Source organism: Arthrobacter sp. KBS0703 (genome assembly GCF_002008315.2).
Classification (GTDB): Bacteria; Actinomycetota; Actinomycetes; order Actinomycetales; family Micrococcaceae; genus Arthrobacter.
The window spans coordinates 3,089,407-3,105,829 of record NZ_MVDG02000001.1; the positions used below are offsets into that span (position 1 = coordinate 3,089,407).

Sequence of the window (16,423 nt, forward strand, 5' to 3'; positions counted from 1 at the left end):
CATGACAGCCTGCACGTCAAGCCTAGCAAGGAGAGCGAAAACTGACCCGTGCGTCAGACTCCCGGCGGCCTCGGCGTCGTCGACGGCGCGTTGTAGCGCAGCTGTGCGGTAAAAACCGGCCAGCGGCTGCAGACGGCCGTCCGGGGACGATGCCAAGACGCTGCCGGCCGCGGCGGCAGCAGCGGCCCCGAAGCGCGCCGACGGCGTCGGCCGCCCGCGGCATATCGCATGCCAGGACAAGGACCAGCGCGGCATCGTCCTCGTCGGCCGCCCGGGCGCGCCGAAGGCCGGCCAGGCCGGCGGCGATGGCTGCCGCCGGTCCGGCGAACGGCGGATCCTCGCGGCAGCTCAGTATGCCGGCCGGGAGGTCGGCCGGTTCCGGGCCCACCACCACGATGCGCCTCGCGCCGCCTGCAGCGGCGATTGACCGCTCAAGGAGGGTGGCGCCGTCGTACATCAACGCGGACTTGGGCGTGCCGCCCAGCCGTGAGGAGCGGCCGCCTGCCAGAACTATCGCATCAAAGTCCACGTACCCAGCGTAATGCGGAGCAGGTCAGGCGGCAGTCTCCGGAAGCAGGAACGGATCCCACGCCGGCGTGGGCTTCTCCAGTTCCTTGATCTGCCAGATGGTGCCCACGGGAGGCGCCGGCACGAACCGGAGCTTCCAGCCCATTTCGCCGGGGGTGTGATCACCCTTGACGTTGTTACAGCGGAGGCAGGCCGCGACGAGGTTTTCCCAGGAGTCGGCACCGCCCCGGGACTTCGGGTGGACATGGTCTATGGTGTGTGCTGCCTTGCCGCAGTACGCGCACCGGTGGCCGTCCCGGCGGAGGACGCCGCGGCGGCTCACGGCGGTGATCATGTTGTACCGGGGCCGGATATAGCGGTTGAGGAGAATCACGGACGGACGGCCCATGATGTCCTGCGGCCCGACGACAGGATCCTCGCCTTCGGCCACCACGCTTGCTTTTCCGGTGAGCACAAGGACCAGCGCCCGGCGGAAGGTGACTACCGCCAGCGGTTCATATCCAGCATTCAGAACGAGAGTGCGCATGCACATACCTCTTCACGGCCGCACCCGGCAGAGGCGCGAGGGCCGGCTGCCCTCTGCTTGTCCGGGCTATGGATCGACACCACAAGAGTAAACACTGACAGGGCAGATGAGCGAATCGGGGACGCGGACGGACGTCCCGTGTCGGAGCGTACGGGGCAGGCGGGAACGCAAAAGGACCCCCGCCGCAGTGGCAGGGGTCCTTTGGAAGCCTTGGGCTTTAGCCTTAGCCGCCGACGCGGATGAAGACCGGGCCGGAGCCGACGTTGACGCTGAACAGTGCGGTGGTTCCGCCGTTCCAGCCGCCGTGCACCGCCTGGCCGTTGCCGACGTAAACTGCGATGTGGGCCATGCCCATGCCGCCGTTTTCGTAGTATGCGAGGTCGCCCGGCTGGGCTTCAGCAGCGCTGACCGTACGGCCGAGGGACAGGTAACCTGCCGGCCAGCCGTGGTAGTTGATGCCCACGGCTGCGAGGGAGTTGGTCGCCAGCGCGGTGCAGTCCTGCGAAACACCCAGCTGCGCGTAGGCAGCAGCGGCGATCGAAGCGCCCATGCCGCTTCCGGCCTTGGTCTTCGGCGCCGCCGGAGTGGAGGCGGTGACGGCGGCGTTGGCATCCACTGCCGGAGTCGCGTCGGCCGCGGGTGCCGCTTCCTGGACCTGGACGACAGGCTTGGGAGCCTCGACGGGAGCCGGCGTCGTGGAAACAGCAGGCTTCTCGTAGGAGATAGCGATGCTCGAAGCGGCGGAAATGGTTGCCGGCGCTGCGGACTGAACTTCAAGGGCCGACGTCGGAGCGGACTCCCGCTGAACGTTGGTCTCCGCGGCATTGGCGGCGATGCCGCTGGTCAGAACGAGTCCGGAAGCAGCAGCGATAACTGCGGCCTGGCGGCCTACTCCACCGGCGTTGTCGCCGACAGCCTTGGCAATGACGGCCAGCGAGTTGGTCTTGGTGACCTCGGCGCGGTGGCGTGCAATGGTCGCACGTGTAGTCATGATTTCTCTCTTTCGTGTTCCACGGACCGCGGTAGCAGGCCGTGGTTTAGCGACGCGCCGGCATCTTGGGGGTATGCCGGATCGTCTCGAATGGGGTTCTTAGCGAAGGGTGTAAAACGAGGACGTGCCCGTGGCGGACACTGCGTGCAGGATGGTGCCGTCCGAGGGGTTCAGCGCGCTGATCATCATGCCGTTGCCGACGTAGATGCCCACGTGGGCGCCGCCGTTCTGCATGACCAGGTCGCCGGGAGCCGGCGTTGAGGTGGGCGTCATGGCGTTCCACGCGTTGACGCGGGGAATGCTGATGCCGGCCTGCGCGTAGACCCACTGGGTGAAGCCGGAGCAGTCCCAGCCGCTGGGAGTGGTGCCGCCCCAGACGTACGGGTGGCCGATCCCGGTGTACGCGATGGCTGCCAGCCCCGAAGCCGCAGCGGACTTCGCGGCGTCGGTCAGCTTGTCAGCCTTCGCGGTGATGGACCCCGCAGCCGCGGTCTCGTCGCTGGACTGCGCGGCGAGGGTTTCGGTGACGGGGGCTGCCTCGGTGGTGACGGCAGGACGCTCGAAGGAGACAGTGGCGGTGGGCGCGGCGGTCACGGCAAGCTGCGTGGTCTGGGAACCGGACTCCGCGGAGGCGGAGACACCGATGTTGGCGTCGGCGGCGTTAGCCGGCATGCCAATGCTCAGGATGAGCCCTGAAGCAGCTGCGATGACAGCTGCCTGGCGACCTACTGTGCCAGCATTGACGCTTACTGCCTTGGACACGGAGTCCAACGGGTTCATACGAACCGTTTGCGCACGGTGGCGCGCAAGATTGTGGCGTGAAGACACGAAGGTAGCCTCTCCCAATGCCTACGAGGTGAGCTGTCGGATTCGGATGGGAGTCACCCGGCCGCTCTGCTTCCTGGGAAGCTTTGCGACTTAACCCCAAGGTCTTCTTGCGAAGACCAAAATTGGTTCCCCCGCCTCTGCCAGACGATGTAATGCGAACGGACCTTGAGCGGTGGCAGAGTTAGGCAATCCACTCAAGAGCGTCAACTTCGGAAAAGTTGACGCGGTTTAGACGGTACAGGACTTCGGAGCGAATGTCACATTCAGGTCACGGCATGTCACAAGAATGAGAGAGCACTCCATCGGCTTTGGCTCAGAGCCAGCCGGTGGGGTCAACGACGTCTCCGTTGACCATCACCTCGAAGTGGAGGTGGCAGCCGGTGGAGGCGCCGGTGGTCCCGCTAAGGGCCACGACGTCGCCCCTGGAGACCTTCTGGCCGACCTCGACACTGAATGACGACAGATGGTTATACGTCGTCTCCAGGCCGTTGCCGTGGTTGATGACAACGCGGTTGCCGCCACCGTAAGGGTGCCAGCCCGCGAAGGTGACAGTGCCGCTGGCGGCCGCGAACACAGACGTGCCGCACTGGGCCGCAAAGTCCTGGCCGCGGTGGAACTCTCCCACGCCGCCCGTAATGGGGCTCACGCGGTAGCCAAAGGGCGAGGACTTGACCAGGGTTTCGAGGGGTGATCCGAGGGTTCCTGCGGACGCGGCGCGGGAAATGCTGCCGGCGGACTGAGCGCTCAGGAGCTGCTTGAGTTTGCCGTCGGGGTCACCCTGGGTGGACACGGCAGTGCGGCTGAAGTCCACCTTGGCCGCGGCCTCAGCGGAGACTTCCGGCTGGGCAGGCGAGGCAAAAGAGGCGGGCGAGGAACTCTCCCCCAGGGCCATGACGGGGCTGGTGGCGGGAACCGTGACGGTCAGCAGGAGACCGGTGGCAGCGAGGGCGACTCCGGCTTTCTGGCCCACCCCGCTGGCTGCGGCAAAGTCCGTGACCTGGCGGAACGGGCCCCGGCGCCGACGAGCCTCGCGCTGCGCATCCCGGGGGCGTTCCGCGGAGAAGGCTTCAGGGAGGCGCGGCTCCGAAGCGGGACCGGTCGCGCGGCGGCGGCCCCGGGCATGCTGCATGGTCAAGAACGTTTCCTCTCTGGATAGCCTGCGAAGTTAGCTGTCGGATTCGGGTCAGAGAGTTCATCGACCCGGTCCGCCGTGACAAGCCTTTTCGGCGCAGGGGTATCCCGGGAGATTCCTTCTGCGGAAAGTGGCTTGCTGCTGCGGACTTCACCCCAAGGCTGTTTCAACAGCCGCTTGTGGTTCCCCCGCCTCTGCCAGTAGGTGCTTCGTGCTACTGATCCGCTGGCAGAGTTCGGCTCCAGATCAGGTAACGCTTTAGTATCGGCGCTGCCTTTTAACTATAGGTGATTAAGCTGCACGGTAATAATTCCGTTATCTTGCCTGTGCAAAAGTTGTAGGGCGTCCTGCCAACAGATGTCAGACAACCCGCGCATGGTGCGGGTTTAGCCTACGCGGACGAAGACGTGGGCGGCCACTTCGGGCGGCAGCTCCAGTGCGCCTTCGAACCCGGGGACACGCACGGAGATGTACTCCCCCACACGCTCGAGGGACACCGCGGCGCCAGGACGGATCCCACCTTCGTCCAACTGGACCAGCAGCTCCGGTTCAACCTGGATTGGTTCCGCCAGCCTGCTGACGGTCACGCGGGAGTCCGGGCCGTAGCCGGCCATGGCGTCGAGGAGGTTCAGGACCCCGTCCGAGAATGCGTTCGACGGCTGCCCGCCGAGCGCCGCCAGCCCGGGAATCGGATTGCCGTACGGCGACTCCGTCGGATGGTTGAGCAGTTCGAAGATCCTGCGCTCCACACGCTCGCTCATGACGTGCTCCCAGCGGCAGGCCTCGTCGTGGACGTACGCCCAGTCCAAGCCGATAACATCGGCGAGGAGCCGCTCGGCAAGGCGGTGCTTGCGCATGACTTCGGTGGCGCGCTTGCGGCCGGTTTCGGTCAGTTCGAGGTGTCGGTCGCCGGAAACAACCACGAGCCCGTCGCGTTCCATCCTGCCGATAGTCTGGGACACCGTGGGGCCGGAGTGGCGAAGCCGTTCGGCGATTCGGGCCCGGAGCGCCACGATGTTCTCTTCTTCAAGCTCCAAAATGGTCCGAAGATACATCTCCGTGGTGTCGATCAGATCCGTCATTCAGCTCAGCTCCTCGAGCACAGTACTTTGTGTCCGTCCCACCGTACCGCGGGCCCACCGTAGCGGGCTCCGGCAACCTGCTCCGCGGTCGCAGTTCGACGGCGGAGCAACACCGGCATGACCACCCGTACGTCCATTCAAAGCTTAGCCTATTTTGAATTACTCCGGATAATCCCCCGTCGTGCCCGGACCTGTCTCAATGACTGGACTGTGACGGGTGCGTTTCCCGGGATTTCCGGGTCTCAGGCAGAATAAAAGGGGCCTTCGCGGGCAGCCACGCCTCCCGCCGGTCATCTATTGACCCCGCCCAACCGCATGTCCATGCCGAAAATTGGAGCCACTGTGAGCGACACCAGCATCACTATCCCAGCAAACCTCCTGCCCAAGGACGGACGGTTCGGCGCCGGACCCTCCAAAGTCAGGCCCGAGCAGATCGAGGCACTGTCCGCAGCCGCCACAACACTCCTGGGAACGTCGCACCGCCAGGCCCCGGTCAAGAACCTCGTCGGATCGGTCCGTGAGGGCCTCAGCACCTTCTTCCGCGCTCCCGATGGCTACGAAGTAGTCCTCGGTGTGGGCGGATCGACCGCGTTCTGGGATGTGGCCAGCTTCGGCCTGGTGGAGGAGAAGGCGCAGCACCTGTCCTTCGGCGAGTTCGGCTCCAAGTTCGCCGCAGCCACCAACAAGGCCCCGTTCCTGGCGGAATCCTCCATCATCAAGTCCGAACCGGGAACATGCCCGGCACCGCGGGCCGAGGCCGGAGTGGACGTCTACGCCTGGCCGCAGAACGAGACCTCCACCGGCGTCGCCGCCCCCGTGAAGCGCGTGAACGGCGCGGACACCGGTTCCCTGGTGCTCGTGGACGCCACGTCCGCTGCCGGCGGCCTGGACGTCGACGTTGCCGAGACGGACGTCTACTACTTCGCGCCGCAGAAGAACTTCGCCTCCGACGGCGGCCTGTGGCTTGGCCTGTTCTCCCCCGCCGCGCTGGAGCGCGCCGCCCGGATCAAGGCGAGCGGCCGCTGGATTCCGGACTTCCTGGACCTCCAGACCGCCATCGATAACTCCAAGCTGAACCAGACGTACAACACGCCGGCCCTGGCAACGCTGGTCACCCTCGATGCCCAGGTGCAGTGGCTCAATGCCAACGGCGGCCTCGACTTCGCTGCCGGCCGCACCGCCGACTCCGCGGGCCGCATCTACAAGTGGGCAGAAGCCTCCGAGTTCGCCACGCCGTTCGTGGCCAACGCCGCGGAACGCTCCAACGTCATCGCCACGATCGATTTCGATGACTCCATCGATGCGGCCGCCATTGCCAAGGTGCTCCGCGCAAACGGCGTCGTGGACACTGAACCGTACCGGAAACTGGGACGCAACCAGCTGCGCATTGCCACCTTCGTGGCGATCGAGCCTTCGGACGTCACCGCCCTGCTCGAATGCATCGACTTTGTGGTGGGCGAGCTGAAGAAGTAGCCCTTCCCCCAGCTATGCGGTGGCGCCTTTTGGGCGTCAGCGTCCGACGGCGCCGTCCGGGCTTGCGTCCCGGCCGGCGCCGTCCGCCGTTCCGGCGCGGGCACCAGCGCAGCGACCTGAGCGACGCCGTTGGCGTTTAAGGATGCGCTGTTGGGCACCACGGCGTTGGGCAGGAGGTCGTCCCTGACCACGTCCCGATGTTGGAGATGAGCGCGCCGACGAACCAGATGCGGTAGTTGAGGATATGCAGGGATCTGAAGGTGGACATCATGGCCGGCCTTCGTGGAACTCAATCCCGGATGATCCCAACGGTGGGATCAGCCCTGCCCGGAACTCTCCGGGACGATGCCGGAGCCGTCAGCCGCGTTCTCCTCGGCAGCGTTTTCCGCAGGAGCGCTGTCCTCGGGAGCATCCTCCTCGCCAGCATTTTCCGCCGGAGCACTGTCCGCGGGAGCGTCCTCCTCTGGAGAACTGTCCTCGTCGCGGGCGTCCTCGGGGCGGACCCGCTCGGCCCAGGGCACCCACTCCGGCGCGAGGATTGAATCCTCGGACGGGAGCAAGCCAAGTTCGTTCACAGTGATCACCTTGGACCGCGAGTTGCGGGTCAGGACGGCGTACCACTGCCAGCCGATGTAGCCGGGCAGCCGCGATTCGAAGAGGTGCGTCACCACACGGTCACCCTCAGTGCGGGCGGCAAGGTGGTCGCCGATTTCGGAGGCCTTTGCGATGCCTTCGACGGCGGCCCTGGCGACGTCCACGGCCGCCGCCAGCACGGCGTCCGGCTTGCCCGTGCGCCACACAGGGACGCCGGCACGCCGTTTGGGCGCCTTGGACTCCGCCTTGGACTCCGCCTTGGCTTCGGCCTGTTCAAGTTCCGGGTTCATCAGGGGCCTAAGCGTCCAGCTCGTCGGCAACCTTACGCAGGGCGGCGGCGATGGCCTTGCCCTTGTTGCCCTCCGGGTACTTGCCCGCCGACAGTGTTCCCGACAGGTTATCCAGGACGCTTACGAGGTCCTGGACCAGCGGAGCGAGGTCCCTGGCGCTGGGACGCTTTGCCTTGGCGATGGACGGTGTCTTGTCGAGGACACGCAGCCCCAGTGCCTGGGCGCCCTTACGGCCGTCTGCGACGCCGAACTCAACGCGGGTGCCGGCCTTCAGTTCCGTGATGCCTTCGGGGAGGGCAGACTTGGGGAGGAATACTTCCTGCCCGTCCTCGCCTGCGAGGAATCCGAAACCCTTGTCCTTGTCATACCACTTGACCTTGCCGGTAGGCACGTAATCAACCTTCTTCGTTCTGACGTTCTGAGACATGTCCGGTCATCACCGCATCCACACTGATGTGCGGGTTCAGGGCATGACGTCCTGGTCCATGTTGGTCTGTTCCTTCAAGGTTATCCTGACTGGCCCCGTTATCCTGCTTTGCGGCGCGGCTGCGGCCGGACTGTTAGCGTTACGGCATGATATCCACGCGTTTCCGGCGTCCGCTGATGATCGCCGCAGCGCTCCTGGCAGTGCTTTCCCTCGTGGCCGTCGGAACGGTGATGGCCATGGCCTTCAGCGGCCAGGCCGCGCCGCAGTGGATCACCTCCACCGCGCTCTACGGGCTTCCGGCGGCTTTCCTGCTGATGCTCATCCTGATAATCGACGGCGTCGCAGCCCGCCGCCGGGCGGGAAACCCCGGCGGGCGGTAACGTTGGACTGATGTCCCTCATTCGTGCGCTGAGCAAGGAACTGGAGGCACGCAGCGATGAGTCGTTGCGGGCCCTGTTCGCTGCGCGGCCGGACCTGATGTCCCCCGGCGTTCCGGACTTTGCGGCACTGGCTGCCCGGGCCAGCGCGCGGGTGAGCGTGCAGCGCGCACTGGAACGGCTGAACCGGCCCCAAATGCAGGTCCTCGAGACCCTCCACCTGTGCACGAACACGGACACCGGCCACAGCGCATCGGCCACGGTCCTCAAGAAGCTGATCGCCGGTTCAACCGTGGCCGCCGTTGAACGGATACTGCTGTCGCTGCAGGAACTGGCGTTGGTGCACCGGGCCGAGCCGCCGCACAGCGCCGGGCCGGCGGCGCACAGGCAGCGGTTCTACCTCCCGGTGGGCAGCCTCAAGGACGTCGTCGGAATATATCCGGCCGGGCTGGGTCGCAGCTATACCGAACTCGTGCGGCTGCAGCGGCCTTCGCCCAGCGCGTCGTCCAGCTCGTCAACGAGCTGCACCGCAGCAGGGCCGACATCCAGGCGGCCACCACTCCCATGGAGGCAGCGCTGGCCCTGCAGCACTGGACGTCCTCCCCGAATCCTTGCGGGCAGCCCTCGCCACGGCTCCGGAGCGCACGACGGCGCTGCTCGCCAGGTTCAGCAACTGGGCCATGGGTGCCGTCCCCCAGGCGCAACGGAAAGCGTCCGTGACCGCCGAGGGGTCCGACGTCGGGCCGGTGGACTGGCTTTTGGCGCGCGGCCTCCTGGTGCCGCTGGACGCCGCGCACGTGGAGCTGCCGCACAGCGTGGGCATGTCGCTCCGGGGCGGCGCCGTCATCGACAATTTCTCACTGACTCCGCCGGTGCCGACGCTCGGCACCACCACCGCCGCGCTGCGCCGCAACGCCGCCCTCGGCGCCATCGCCGAGACCCTGCGGCTCACCGGCGAACTGCTCCATGCCGTCCGCATGCAGCCGCTGGCCACGCTGCGGAGCGGCGGCGTGGGTATCCGCGAAATGCGGCGGCTTGCCGATTCCCTGCGGGTCGATCAGCAGCTGGCCGCGGTGCTGCTGGAGTTCTGTGCACTGTCCGGACTGGTCCGGCTGGATGTGGACAGCTCCTGCTGGGTGCAGCCCCTCACCTGGAGTGGCTGGGACTGCCACGGCAGGAACAGTGGCTGTGGCTGGTCAACGCCTGGCTGGCCAGCGAACGCGCCCCCTCACTGGTGGGCCAGCCCATCAACGGCCAGCCCGGCGGGCAGCCCGGCCACCGGGCCGCCGCCGGCACCACGGTCAACGCGCTCTCCGCGGAGGCCCAGCGAACCGATGCGCCCGTCGTCCGGAGGAGGATCCTGGAAATCCTGCAGGAGCTGACCCTTGAAGCGGAAGCGTCCGACGGGACAGCCCCGGTCCTCAACGCCGAGGCCGTGCTGCAGCGCGCCGAGTGGTCCCAGCCGCGCATGGCCCGCCGGTTCAGCTCGCTGATCCGGGGAGTGCTTGCGGAGGCAGAAATGCTCGGACTGATCGGCTCCGGCGCGCTCAGCCAGCTGGGCGCGGCCATCGCCGCGGAGTCGCCGCAGGACGCCATGAACATCCTCGGCGAGCACCTGCCCGCGGCGCTTAGCCACGTGCTCCTGCAGGCTGATCTCACGGCCGTGGCGCCGGGCTACCTCGCCCCGGAGCTGAGCGAACAACTGCTGCGGATGTCGGACGCCGAAGGGCAGGGCCCAGCCACCATCTACCGGTTCTCGGCGGCGTCCATCCGGCGTGCGCTGGACTCGGGACTGGACGCCGCCGCCATCCTCGGCTTCCTCCGCCAGCACTCGGCCACCGCAGTTCCGCAGCCGCTGCAGTATCTCGTGGAGGACACCGCCGCCCGGCACGGCAAGCTGCGCGTCGGCGCGGCAACCAGCTTCATCCAGAGCGACGACGAGGCCGCCCTCAGCGAACTGGCCGGCGAGGCCGCCGCGTCGTCACTGGGCCTGGTCCGGATCGCCCCCACCGTCCTGGTTTCCACGGCATCGCCCCGGCAGACGGCGTTGGTGCTGCGGGGGCTGGGACTTTCGCCCGCCGTCGATGACCCGGGATCCGCCGTCGTCCACCTGAACCGTACTGCGCCGCTTCAAGGCAGCACCCGCCCCGTGTACAGCGCGCCCCGCACGGCCCCGGCGGACGCGGACGTGGACGCCCAGCTCGCGGTGCTCCGCAGCCACGCCGCGGACGCCGGCACGGGAGCCAACGGCGCGCATCCGGCCTTCGCCGGCGGCGCCGAAGAAGCCACGCAGCTGGGGCTCGAGACGCTCAGGAGGGCTATCCTGTCTCTTATACACATCTAGATGTGTATAAGAGACAGGTGGTGGACAGCCTGGGGAATGCGAGGCTGGAAACCGTTGTTCCGGTCTCTGTAACCGGTGGACGCGTCCGGGTCTTCGACCCCGCCAAGGACACTGAAAGGGTGCTCTCCATCCACCGGATCATCGACATCGAAACAGCAGAGGAATCGCATTAGTGAAGGTTTTCGCAGCGTGAACGACGGCCCGCTGATCGTCCAGAGCGACAAAACCATCCTTCTGGAAGTCGACCACGAACAAGCCACCGAGGCCCGGCACGCCATCGCTGCCTTCGCGGAGCTGGAACGTGCGCCCGAACACATGCACAGCTACCGGCTCACGCCGCTGGGGCTCTGGAATGCCAGGGCGGCCGGGCTGGATGCGGAGAAAGTGCTCGACACCCTGCTCAAGTACTCCCGTTTCCCGGTGCCGCATTCGCTGCTGATCGACATCGAGGAAACCATGTCCCGCTACGGGCGGCTCAGGCTCGAAAAGGATCCGCAGCACGGGCTGGTCATGCGCACCACTGACTACCCCGTACTTGAGGAGGTCAGCCGGGCCAAGAAAATCCAGCCGCTGCTGGGGCCGCGCATCGACGGCGAGACCGTGGTGGTCCACTCCTCCCAGCGCGGTCAGCTCAAGCAGCTGCTGCTGAAGATCGGCTGGCCTGCAGAGGACCTTGCCGGCTATGTCGACGGCACGCCCCACCCCATCATGCTGAACGAGTCGGGCTGGAAGCTGCGGCCCTACCAGCGGCTGGCCACCGAGAACTTCTGGGCCGGCGGCAGCGGCGTGGTGGTGCTGCCCTGCGGCGCGGGCAAGACCCTGGTGGGCGCCGCGGCGATGGCCACGAGCTCCACCACCACGCTGATCCTCGTGACCAACACCGTCTCGGCACGGCAGTGGAAAGACGAACTGCTCAAGCGGACCTCGCTGACCGAGGCCGAAATTGGCGAATATTCCGGGGCCGTCAAGGAAGTCCGGCCGGTGACGATCGCCACGTACCAGGTCCTCACCACGAAGCGGGGCGGCCTGTATCCGCACCTTGAGCTGGTGGACGGCAACGACTGGGGGCTGATCATCTACGACGAGGTTCACCTGCTCCCCGCACCGATCTTCCGGATGACCGCGGACCTCCAGGCCCGCCGCCGGCTGGGCCTGACAGCCACGCTGGTACGCGAGGACGGCAGGGAGGGCGAGGTCTTCAGCCTGATCGGACCCAAACGGTACGACGCGCCCTGGAAGGACATCGAGGCCCAGGGCTACATCGCGCCCGCGGACTGTGTGGAGGTGCGCGTGGACCTTCCCCGGGACGAGCGCGTCGCCTACGCCATGGCGGAGGACGCCGACAAGTACCGGCTCTGCGCCACCTCCGAGACCAAGACCCTCGTCGTGGAGCAGCTGATGGAACGGCACCGCGGCGAGCAGCTGCTCGTGATCGGGCAGTACATCGACCAACTCGATGAGCTGGGCGAGCGCCTGGGCGCGCCGGTCATCAAGGGTGAAACCTCCGTGAAGGAGCGCCAGAGGCTCTACAATGCATTCCGCGCAGGTGAAATCCAGACGCTCGTCGTGTCCAAGGTGGCCAACTTCTCCATTGATCTCCCGGAAGCATCCGTTGCCATCCAGGTGTCGGGTTCCTTCGGGTCGCGGCAGGAAGAAGCCCAGCGGCTCGGCCGGCTGCTGCGTCCCAAGCAGGACGGCCGCGCGGCGCGCTTCTATTCGCTCGTGGCCCGGGACACGCTGGACCAGGACTTCGCTGCCAAGCGGCAGCGGTTTCTGGCCGAGCAGGGCTACGCATACCGGATCATGGACGCCAAGGACGTGGACAAGGCCAGCTAGCCCACGCAACACACAACTTTCATCCAGAAAACTCCCAGACTCTGGGAGCATCATGGGAGATATGAAAAAGAACGGTGCCGAGGCAAAGCTCCTCGTGGTCGATGACGAGCCCAACATCCGCGAGCTGCTGTCCACGTCGCTGCGCTTCGCCGGGTTCGAGGTCGTGTCCGCCGGCAACGGGCGCGAGGCCCTCGCCGCCGCGGAAGCCCACACTCCGGACCTCGCCGTGCTCGACGTCATGCTTCCGGACATGGACGGCTTCACGGTGACGCGGCGGCTCCGCGCCGCCGGCAAGCATTTCCCGGTCCTGTTCCTCACCGCCAAGGACGACACCGAAGACAAGGTCACCGGACTCACCGTGGGCGGCGACGACTACGTCACCAAGCCGTTCAGCCTCGACGAAGTGGTGGCGCGGATCCGCGCGGTGCTGCGCCGCACCCAGCCGCTGCTGGACGACGACGAGGCAGTGATCCGCGTTGACGACCTCGAACTCGACGACGACGCCCACGAGGTGCGCCGCGGCGGAACGGTCATTGAGCTCTCGCCCACCGAGTTCAAGCTCCTGCGGTACCTGATGCTCAATCCCAACCGCGTGCTCTCCAAGGCCCAGATCCTGGACCACGTCTGGGAGTACGACTTCAACGGTGACGCCTCGATCGTGGAGTCCTACATTTCCTACCTGCGGCGCAAGGTGGACATCGATCCCGACGCCCCGGCCCTGATCCAGACCAAACGCGGCGTCGGCTACGTGCTGCGGACAGCAGAAAAGCGCTGACCTTGCTGGAACGCTGGAAGTCCGCCACCCTCCGGTCCCAGCTGGTGGCCATCATGATGGCCCTCATGCTGGTGGCCTTGGCTGTGACCGGGGCGGGCACCCTGACACTGCTGCGCAGCTACCTCGAAGGCCAGGTGGACGACAAACTCAAGGCCGCCGTCGAATCTGCCGAGCAGGAGCGGTCCTTTAGCCAGATCGCCATGCCCAACACGAGTGTCCCCACCGATTACTCGGTGGTCGTCTACTACCCGGGAGCCCCGGGACGGGTTCTCGGCGACAGCAAGGACCCCCGCCCGGACATCGACGCGATCACCGTGGAGGAGGCCCGGCAGCGCGGCTTTGAGCCCTACCAGGTCCGCGGCACCGACAACGCCAACTGGCGGGTGGTTGCTGTCAGCATCGTCGACAGCAACCAGCAGCGGGCCGTGGTGGTCATCGGGCTGCCGCTCTCGACGGTGGATGAAGTCCTGCGCCACGCCACGCTGGTGGTGGTGGGTGTCGGGATGCTGACGCTGATCCTCGCCTTCTTCATCGCCTCCTGGACAGTCACCAGATCCTTCCGCCCGCTGGCCCGGGTCGAGAAGACGGCGGCCGCCATCGCGGCCGGCGACCTGTCACGCCGCGTCGCAGTGGAGAATCCGGACACGGAGGTGGGACGCCTCGGACGGTCGTTGAACGCCATGCTCGCCCATATCGAGGCCGCCTTCGCAGCACGGATGGCCTCCGAGGACCGCATGCGGCGTTTCGCCGCCGACGCATCGCACGAATTGCGCACTCCGCTCGTGACAATCAGGGGATATTCGGAGCTCTACCGGCACGGCGCACTGGAGTCCCCTGAGGACGTCGCCAGCGCCATGGGCCGGATCGAGAGCGAAGCCAAGCGCATGGGCTCCATGGTAGAGGACCTGCTCCTGCTGGCACGGCTCGATGAGCAGCGGCCCCTCCAGGAAAAACCCGTCGACCTCCAGCTGCTCGCCCACGACGCCGTGGTGGATACCCAGGCCAGCGACCAGAAGCGCGTGATCACCCTGACGGGCCTCGACGGAAGCCGCGCCGAGCCGGCACCTGCGCTCGGCGACGAAGCGAAGCTCCGCCAGGTGGTGGGCAACCTCGTAGGCAACGCTTTGCGGTACACACCCGAACGCACGCCGATCGAACTCGCAGTAGGCGTGCGGTCAGGCGCCGACGGTTCGCAGCGGGCCGTCTTGGAAGTCCGGGACCACGGGCCCGGAATTCCGGACAGCGAAGCGCCCAAAGTCTTCGAACGCTTCTATCGGGCCGACACCTCGCGCACCAGGGATACCGGCGGCAGCGGGCTCGGCCTGGCCATCGTGGCGGCCATCGTGGGCTCGCACGGCGGGTCCGTACGCGTGGACACCACCAAGGGCGGCGGCGCAACACTGACGGTGAGTCTGCCCGTCCGCGATGATGCACGGGAAGAGCACCATGAAGACGCCCGGAGCGAAAGCCTGGACGGCACTCCCCACGGCGACGGAACCGGCGACGGCGGCAGCCGAGCCTCCAGCCAGGGCGGCGACGGTCGAGGCAGCGACAGCAGCCAGGCCGGGTTGTCCACATACAGGAACTGACCTGTCGCGCCCGCCGCGGCTGATTTCATAGGCTCGGCATAGCGGACCGGAAAACCGGCCCCATTCCGCAACCGACTGTCCCGCACACCGCGGTGCCGTGCGCCACAGTACTGCGCACCGCAGTACTGTACACCGCAGTCCCCGCACTATATCGAGAGGCCACAGCCATGAGCATCATTTCCGTCGATACCGAGCTCCTCCAGATGAAGTCAGCCAACGTGAAGGCAACGGTCGACCGCATCAGCGCCGACGTCCAGGCCATGAAGCATGGCCTGGACGAACTCCAAGGAACATGGCGCGGGTCAGCCGCCACCAACTTCCAGGCACTCGTCACCGAATGGACGCTGACGCAAAGCAAGGTGGAGGCGTCGCTGGCGTCCATCAACCTCGCGCTGTCCTCCGCTGCGGCCACCTATGCCCAGGCTGAACAGGGCAACGCCCAGCGCTTCAGCTAGCGGACGCGAAGGGCGGCGCGCCCTGTCAGGCCTCCGGCGTGCTCTGGTGGAAGCGGAGGCGCCATTGTCCGCCGTCCAGGACCCACAAGGAGCTCCGGAGGGCGGTGCCGGAGCGTGAGTAGCTCCGGTAGGTCAGCAGGATCGTGTCCGATCCGATGCGGTCGGCACCGAGAACGTCCAGGTCGACCGGGCCTGCCGGGCTTTCCTCGAGGGACATCATCATCGCGTCCCGGGTCCAGATCCTTCCGGCGCTGCCGATTTCCACGAAATCCGGATGCAGTAGCACGCCGGTCCGCCCGATGTCGCTGCGCACGTCCGGGCGCAGGAGCTCGCGCTCCAGCGCTTCCACGGTTTCCTCCGCGCTGGGACCGCGGCCGCGCGTCGCGGCGAAAACGTCCGTGCCCAGTTCACTGAACAGGTCCGGCTCGCTAAACGGTCCTGATCCGTTGCTGCCCGCTCCGGCGCTGTCCTCCCCCGCGCTATCCTCCCCCGCGCTGCCCGGGCCCTCGCTGTCCAGGCCGCCAAACAGGTCCAGCTCGTCCACTCCGTTGGGTTCGGAGAAAGACGATGCCTGACGGACGGCCACGGTCTGCCGCGCCTCCGGTTCCTCGGCCGCGGCGGCAGCCCCGGGGAAGCCCGGCCCCGACCGGGCGGCCACACCCTGTTGGTAGGCCACGGCGACGGCACGGGCGCGCTCGTCGGCCGCTTCGTTCAGGTCATGGCCCGCGTGGCCCTTGACCCACTCGAAGGTGTATTTCCGGCCGACCAGTTCCCGGTCAATGTCCTTCAGGATGTCAACGTTGAGGACCGGCTTGCCGTCAGCCTTGCGCCACCCTTTGCGCTTCCAGCCGGGCATCCACTTGGTCACTGAATTGATCACATACTGGCTGTCGCAGAGAATACGCAGATCCTCCTGCGGGATGTGGGCGGTAGCGCGGAAAAGGTCCAACACAGCCATCAGCTCACCCTGGTTGTTCGTGCCGTGCGGCCATCCTCCGGCGCGCCAGCAATCATCGTTTACGTACCAGGCCCATCCGGCCGGGCCGGGATTTCCTAAAGCCGAACCGTCGGCCGCTGCAGTAATCGTCACGGATCCATCCTGCCAGACACCACCGACACTGCCGTCCGCGGGCACCCCGCGGCCATGCGGGACACGCATCATTGCCGTTAAAGGCC

The 16,423-nt window shown here is 66.8% G+C and carries 15 protein-coding genes, 1 pseudogene and 2 riboswitches; of the genes and pseudogenes, 7 read left to right on the forward strand and 9 right to left on the reverse strand.

The features are described from left to right. Positions 1–22: 22 nt before the first annotated feature. The 6 genes from B1A87_RS23315 to B1A87_RS14365 all read right to left on the reverse strand — a co-directional run bounded on the left by B1A87_RS23315 (position 23) and on the right by B1A87_RS14365 (position 5,087). Positions 23–529, reverse strand: coding sequence for an NTP transferase domain-containing protein (locus B1A87_RS23315; RefSeq protein WP_313902478.1), 507 nt, complete (start codon positions 527–529; stop codon positions 23–25). Between the two features lie 24 nt (positions 530–553). Next, on the reverse strand, positions 554–1,054 hold the full coding sequence (locus tag B1A87_RS14345) for an HNH endonuclease (protein ID WP_078028602.1): 501 nt from the start codon (positions 1,052–1,054) through the stop codon (positions 554–556). Between the two features lie 223 nt (positions 1,055–1,277). After that, positions 1,278–2,045, reverse strand: a complete 768-nt coding sequence (locus B1A87_RS14350) for an NlpC/P60 family protein (RefSeq protein ID WP_078028522.1) — start codon at positions 2,043–2,045, stop codon at positions 1,278–1,280. A 99-nt stretch (positions 2,046–2,144) separates the two neighbouring features. Further along, entirely contained in the window at positions 2,145–2,825 is a 681-nt protein-coding gene (locus B1A87_RS14355) for a C40 family peptidase (RefSeq protein WP_078028521.1), read from the reverse strand. A 52-nt stretch (positions 2,826–2,877) separates the two neighbouring features. Then, a riboswitch (cyclic di-AMP (ydaO/yuaA leader) is annotated at positions 2,878–3,071 on the reverse strand. Positions 3,072–3,186: 115 nt separating this feature from the next. Beyond that, positions 3,187–4,008, reverse strand: a complete 822-nt coding sequence (locus B1A87_RS14360) for a M23 family metallopeptidase (protein ID WP_078028520.1) — start codon at positions 4,006–4,008, stop codon at positions 3,187–3,189. Between the two features lie 4 nt (positions 4,009–4,012). Then, positions 4,013–4,256, reverse strand: a riboswitch (cyclic di-AMP (ydaO/yuaA leader). Between the two features lie 135 nt (positions 4,257–4,391). Beyond that, complete coding sequence (locus B1A87_RS14365) at positions 4,392–5,087, reverse strand: metal-dependent transcriptional regulator (protein ID WP_078028519.1); 696 nt, start codon at positions 5,085–5,087, stop codon at positions 4,392–4,394. Between the two features lie 342 nt (positions 5,088–5,429). Between B1A87_RS14365 and serC the strand changes: the two genes are divergently transcribed. Then, entirely contained in the window at positions 5,430–6,560 is a 1,131-nt protein-coding gene (gene serC / locus B1A87_RS14370; RefSeq protein ID WP_078028518.1) for a phosphoserine transaminase, read from the forward strand. 317 nt (positions 6,561–6,877) lie between these two features. On the opposite strand, the gene B1A87_RS14375 is transcribed toward serC, so the two are convergent. Continuing rightward, positions 6,878–7,444: a DUF3027 domain-containing protein gene (locus B1A87_RS14375; protein WP_078028517.1), complete on the reverse strand. Its 567-nt coding sequence runs from the start codon at positions 7,442–7,444 to the stop codon at positions 6,878–6,880. Between the two features lie 7 nt (positions 7,445–7,451). Then, the gene (locus tag B1A87_RS14380; protein WP_078028601.1) at positions 7,452–7,835 is read right to left on the reverse strand and encodes a cold-shock protein; all 384 of its coding nucleotides are present in this window, start codon (positions 7,833–7,835) and stop codon (positions 7,452–7,454) included. Between the two features lie 182 nt (positions 7,836–8,017). Here B1A87_RS14380 and B1A87_RS14385 point away from each other — a divergent pair, with 182 nt between their 5' ends. The 6 genes and pseudogenes from B1A87_RS14385 (at position 8,018) to B1A87_RS14410 (ending at position 15,247) form a co-directional block, all read left to right on the forward strand. Then, entirely contained in the window at positions 8,018–8,251 is a 234-nt protein-coding gene (locus B1A87_RS14385; protein WP_078028516.1) for a hypothetical protein, read from the forward strand. Between the two features lie 10 nt (positions 8,252–8,261). After that, positions 8,262–10,765 (forward strand): annotated as a pseudogene (locus B1A87_RS14390) (helicase-associated domain-containing protein). Positions 10,766–10,781: 16 nt separating this feature from the next. Beyond that, positions 10,782–12,428: a DNA repair helicase XPB gene (locus B1A87_RS14395; protein WP_078028514.1), complete on the forward strand. Its 1,647-nt coding sequence runs from the start codon at positions 10,782–10,784 to the stop codon at positions 12,426–12,428. 61 nt (positions 12,429–12,489) lie between these two features. Beyond that, on the forward strand, positions 12,490–13,203 hold the full coding sequence (locus B1A87_RS14400; RefSeq protein ID WP_078028513.1) for a response regulator transcription factor: 714 nt from the start codon (positions 12,490–12,492) through the stop codon (positions 13,201–13,203). A 2-nt stretch (positions 13,204–13,205) separates the two neighbouring features. After that, a complete protein-coding gene (locus B1A87_RS14405) occupies positions 13,206–14,792 on the forward strand; it encodes a cell wall metabolism sensor histidine kinase WalK (RefSeq protein ID WP_185982338.1) in 1,587 nt (528 codons plus the stop codon). A 167-nt stretch (positions 14,793–14,959) separates the two neighbouring features. Beyond that, complete coding sequence (locus B1A87_RS14410; protein WP_078028512.1) at positions 14,960–15,247, forward strand: WXG100 family type VII secretion target; 288 nt, start codon at positions 14,960–14,962, stop codon at positions 15,245–15,247. Between the two features lie 25 nt (positions 15,248–15,272). On the opposite strand, the gene B1A87_RS14415 is transcribed toward B1A87_RS14410, so the two are convergent. Then, on the reverse strand, positions 15,273–16,337 hold the full coding sequence (locus B1A87_RS14415; protein WP_078028511.1) for a ribonuclease HI family protein: 1,065 nt from the start codon (positions 16,335–16,337) through the stop codon (positions 15,273–15,275). Between the last annotated feature and the right edge of the window lie 86 nt (positions 16,338–16,423).

Coding starts and splice junctions, on each gene's coding strand:
- B1A87_RS14355 (WP_078028521.1), bottom strand. CDS start 2,825: ATGAACCCGTTGGACTCCGTGTCCAAGGCAGTAAGCGTCAATGCTGGC.
- B1A87_RS14345 (WP_078028602.1), bottom strand. CDS start 1,054: ATGCGCACTCTCGTTCTGAATGCTGGATATGAACCGCTGGCGGTAGTC.
- B1A87_RS14410 (WP_078028512.1), top strand. CDS start 14,960: ATGAGCATCATTTCCGTCGATACCGAGCTCCTCCAGATGAAGTCAGCC.
- B1A87_RS14365 (WP_078028519.1), bottom strand. CDS start 5,087: ATGACGGATCTGATCGACACCACGGAGATGTATCTTCGGACCATTTTG.
- B1A87_RS14375 (WP_078028517.1), bottom strand. CDS start 7,444: ATGAACCCGGAACTTGAACAGGCCGAAGCCAAGGCGGAGTCCAAGGCG.
- B1A87_RS14350 (WP_078028522.1), bottom strand. CDS start 2,045: ATGACTACACGTGCGACCATTGCACGCCACCGCGCCGAGGTCACCAAG.
- B1A87_RS14385 (WP_078028516.1), top strand. CDS start 8,018: ATGATATCCACGCGTTTCCGGCGTCCGCTGATGATCGCCGCAGCGCTC.
- B1A87_RS14400 (WP_078028513.1), top strand. CDS start 12,490: ATGAAAAAGAACGGTGCCGAGGCAAAGCTCCTCGTGGTCGATGACGAG.